3 protein-coding genes are annotated in these 3,382 nt (G+C 73.6%); 2 read left to right on the top strand and 1 reads right to left on the bottom strand.

All coding sequences use genetic code 11. The features are described 5' to 3' along the window. A partial coding sequence (locus ACESL7_RS14560) for a coiled-coil domain-containing protein (RefSeq protein WP_487247762.1) occupies nt 1-1,141 on the top strand: 1,141 nt, incomplete at its 5' end. A gap of 158 nt (nt 1,142-1,299) precedes the next feature. Here the strand turns inward: ACESL7_RS14560 and hemC are convergent. Further along, complete coding sequence (gene hemC, locus ACESL7_RS14565; RefSeq protein ID WP_372894022.1) at nt 1,300-2,250, bottom strand: hydroxymethylbilane synthase; 951 nt, start codon at nt 2,248-2,250, stop codon at nt 1,300-1,302. 103 nt (nt 2,251-2,353) lie between these two features. Between hemC and hemE the strand changes: the two genes are divergently transcribed. Next, a partial coding sequence (hemE, locus tag ACESL7_RS14570; protein ID WP_372894023.1) for a uroporphyrinogen decarboxylase occupies nt 2,354-3,382 on the top strand: 1,029 nt, incomplete at its 3' end.

The following is a 3,382-nucleotide window of genomic DNA, read 5'->3' on the forward strand; positions in this document are numbered from 1 at the left end:
CACGCTGGAGCGCGAGGGCGCGGCGCGGGAGGCGCGGGCGCAGGCGCTCGCCAGGGAGCTTGACGGCTGGCGCGGACGGCTTGCGTCGGCCGATCAGCGCGCCGCGGAGCTCGCCGAGCGGATCGCCGCCGCCGAGGCCGAGCGCGTCGAGGCCGCCGGCCGGCCCGACGCGCTCGCCGCGCAGCGCGGGGAGCTCGCCGAGGCGATCCGGGTGGCGGAGGCGCGGCGCGACGCCGCCGCCGAGGCGCTCGCCGCCGGCGAGGCCGCGCGCCGGGAGGCCGCCGAGGCGGAGCGCGCCGCCGAACGCGCTGCCGCCGACGCCCGCGCCGGGGAGGCCGCCGCCGGGGCGCGTGCCGAAGCGGCCGGGGCGGCCGCGGAGGAGGCCGAGGCGCGCATCGCCGAGGCCTGGGAACTCGCGCCTGCCGCGCTGCCCGGGACACTTGGCGTCGATCCCGACACGCTCGCCGATGCCGAGGCGCTCGAGGCCGAGGTGGCGAAGCTGAAGCGCCAGCGCGACGGGCTCGGCGCGGTGAACCTGCGCGCCGAGGAGGATGCCCGCGAAGTGCAGGCCGAGCACGACACCCTCGCGCAGGAGAAGGCCGATCTCGAGGAGGCGATCGCCAAGCTCCGCTCGGGCATCGCCGCACTCAACCGCGAGGGGCGCGAGCGGCTGCTGACCGCCTTCGAGCAGGTGAACGCCAATTTCGCCACGCTCTTCACCCATCTCTTCGGCGGCGGCGAGGCGAAGCTCGTCATGGTCGAATCCGATGATCCGCTGGATGCCGGGCTGGAGATCATGTGCCAGCCGCCGGGCAAGAAGCTCTCGACGCTCTCGCTTCTCTCCGGGGGCGAGCAGACGCTGACCGCGCTCGCGCTGATCTTCGCGGTGTTCCTCGCCAACCCGGCGCCGATCTGCGTGCTCGACGAGGTGGACGCGCCGCTCGACGACGCCAACGTGACGCGCTTCTGCGATCTTCTGGACGAGATGCGCCGCCGCGCCGACACGCGCTTTCTCATCATCACGCACCACGCGGTGACGATGGGGCGGATGGACCGGCTCTTCGGGGTGACCATGGTCGAGCAGGGCGTCAGCCAGCTCGTCAGCGTGGACCTGCGCCGGGCGGAGAAGATGGTCGCCTGAGCCGCCGCCGCGGCGCGCCCGCCGTCAATCCCTGTGAGGCGTCGGAGCGGTACCGGCGAGGCCGCCCGGGCGTGGCACCTCCGCGCGTCGCGGGCCGGGGCGTGCGCCATGGCCTGCGACCACGGCGGAGTCGTGCCGGCCGGCCCGCCCTCGCGGCCTCAGGCCGCGCGCCAGTCGAAGAAGCCGGGGCCGCCCTGTCCGAGGAGCTTCTCGGCCATCTCGCGGCCGAGCGCCGGGCCGTCCTCGACCGGGGCGCTCGCATCGTCGGAAAGGCATTCCGAGCCGTCCGGGCGCAGGATCTCGCCGCGCAGGCGCAACGTCCCCCCCTCGACCTCGGCGAGCCCGGCGATCGGCGTGTCGCAGGAGCCGTCGAGCGTGGCGAGGAAGGCGCGCTCGGCTGCGAGCAGGGTCGCCGTGGGGCCGTCGTGGATCGCCGCGAGCATCTCGGCAGTGCGCGCGTCCTCCGCGCGCCGCTCGATCCCGATGGCGCCCTGCGCCACCGCCGGCAGCATGTCCTCGGGCGCGATGGGGCCGCGCGCGACATGCGTCATCTCGAGGCGCCGCAGCCCCGCCATGGCGAGGAAGGTCGCGTCGGCGACGCGATCCTCGAGCTTTCTGAGCCGCGTCTGCACGTTGCCGCGGAACTCCACCACCGAGAGGTCCGGCCGCCGCCAGAGCAGCTGCGCGCGCCGGCGCAGCGAGCTGGTGCCCACCACCGTGCCCTCGGGCAGGTCGGCCAGACCGGCGTGATGCGGGCTGACGAAGGCATCGCGCATGTCCTCGCGCGGCAGGTAGGTGTCGAGCGTGAGCCCCGGCGGCTGCTCGGACGGCATGTCCTTCATCGAGTGCACGGCGATGTCGATGCCGCCGTCGATGAGCGCCTGCTCGATCTCGCGCGTGAAGAGGCCCTTGCCGCCGATCTCCTTCAGCGGGCGGTCGAGGACCGCGTCGCCGGTCGTCTTGATCCTGACCACCTCGAAGGCATCCTCGGGCAGGTCGAAGGCCGCGGCGAGCCGGTCGCGCGTCTCGTAGGCCTGCGCGAGGGCGAGGGGCGAACCACGGGTGCCGATCTTCAGCGGCGCGTCGGGGGAGGGCAGGGCAATGCTCATGACCCCGGTCTAAGGCTGTCACGCGCGCCTGACAAGCGTCTCCGGCTTGACAGCGGGGGCGGGGGCGGCGACCCCTGCATCTGAAGCTGCGGAAAGGGCGACGATGGCCGAGACGAAGACGATCCTGAGGGCGCTGGCGGGCGAGACGCTGCCGGTGCCGCCGATCTGGATGATGCGGCAGGCGGGGCGCTACCTGCCGGAATACCGCGCGACGCGGGCGAAGGCGGGCGATTTCCTGTCGCTCTGCTACACGCCCGATCTCGCCGCGGAGGTGACGCTGCAGCCGATCCGCCGCTACGGCTTCGACGCGGCGATCCTCTTCGCCGACATCCTGCTGCTGCCGCAGGCGCTCGGCGCCGATCTCTGGTTCGTCACCGGCGAGGGGCCGCGCCTCTCGACCATGACGACGGAGGCGGAGTTCGAGGCGCTGAAACCCGCCGAGGCGGTGCACGAGACGCTGAACCCGATCTACGAGACGGTGCGCATCCTCTCGCGCGAGTTGCCCGCGGAGACGACGCTCATCGGCTTCGCCGGCGCGCCCTGGACCGTGGCGACCTACATGATCGCCGGCCGGGGCACGCCCGACCAGGGCCCGGCGCACAGGCTCAAGGACGAGAACCCGGCGCTCTTCGACCGGCTGATGGCACTGCTGGAGGCCGGGACGGTCGAATACCTCTCGAAACAGGTCGAGGCGGGCGCCGAATGCGTCAAGGTCTTCGACAGCTGGGCGGGCTCGCTCACGGGCGCGGATTTCGAGCGCTACGCCGTCGAGCCCTGCCGCCGCATCACCGCGGCGCTCAAGGCGCGCCATCCGGGGCTGCCGGTGATCGGCTTCCCGCGCGGCGCGGGCGCGGCCTACGAGGGCTTCGGCAAGGTGACTGGCGTGGACTGCGTGGCGCTCGACGACGGGGTGACCCCGGAATGGGCGGCGGAGCATGTGCAAAAGGACGGCTGCGTGCAGGGCAACCTCGCCTCCTCGCACATGGTGACGGGGGGCGAGGCGCTCGTGGAGGAGACGCGGCGCATCGTGCGTGCCTTCTCCGGCGGGCCGCACATCTTCAACCTCGGCCACGGCATCACGCCGGACGCGGACCCGGAGAACGTGCAGCGCATGATCGACGCCGTCCGGGGC

It is taken from the genome of Rhodosalinus sp., from assembly GCF_041685465.1.
Taxonomy (GTDB): domain Bacteria; phylum Pseudomonadota; class Alphaproteobacteria; order Rhodobacterales; family Rhodobacteraceae; genus Rhodosalinus.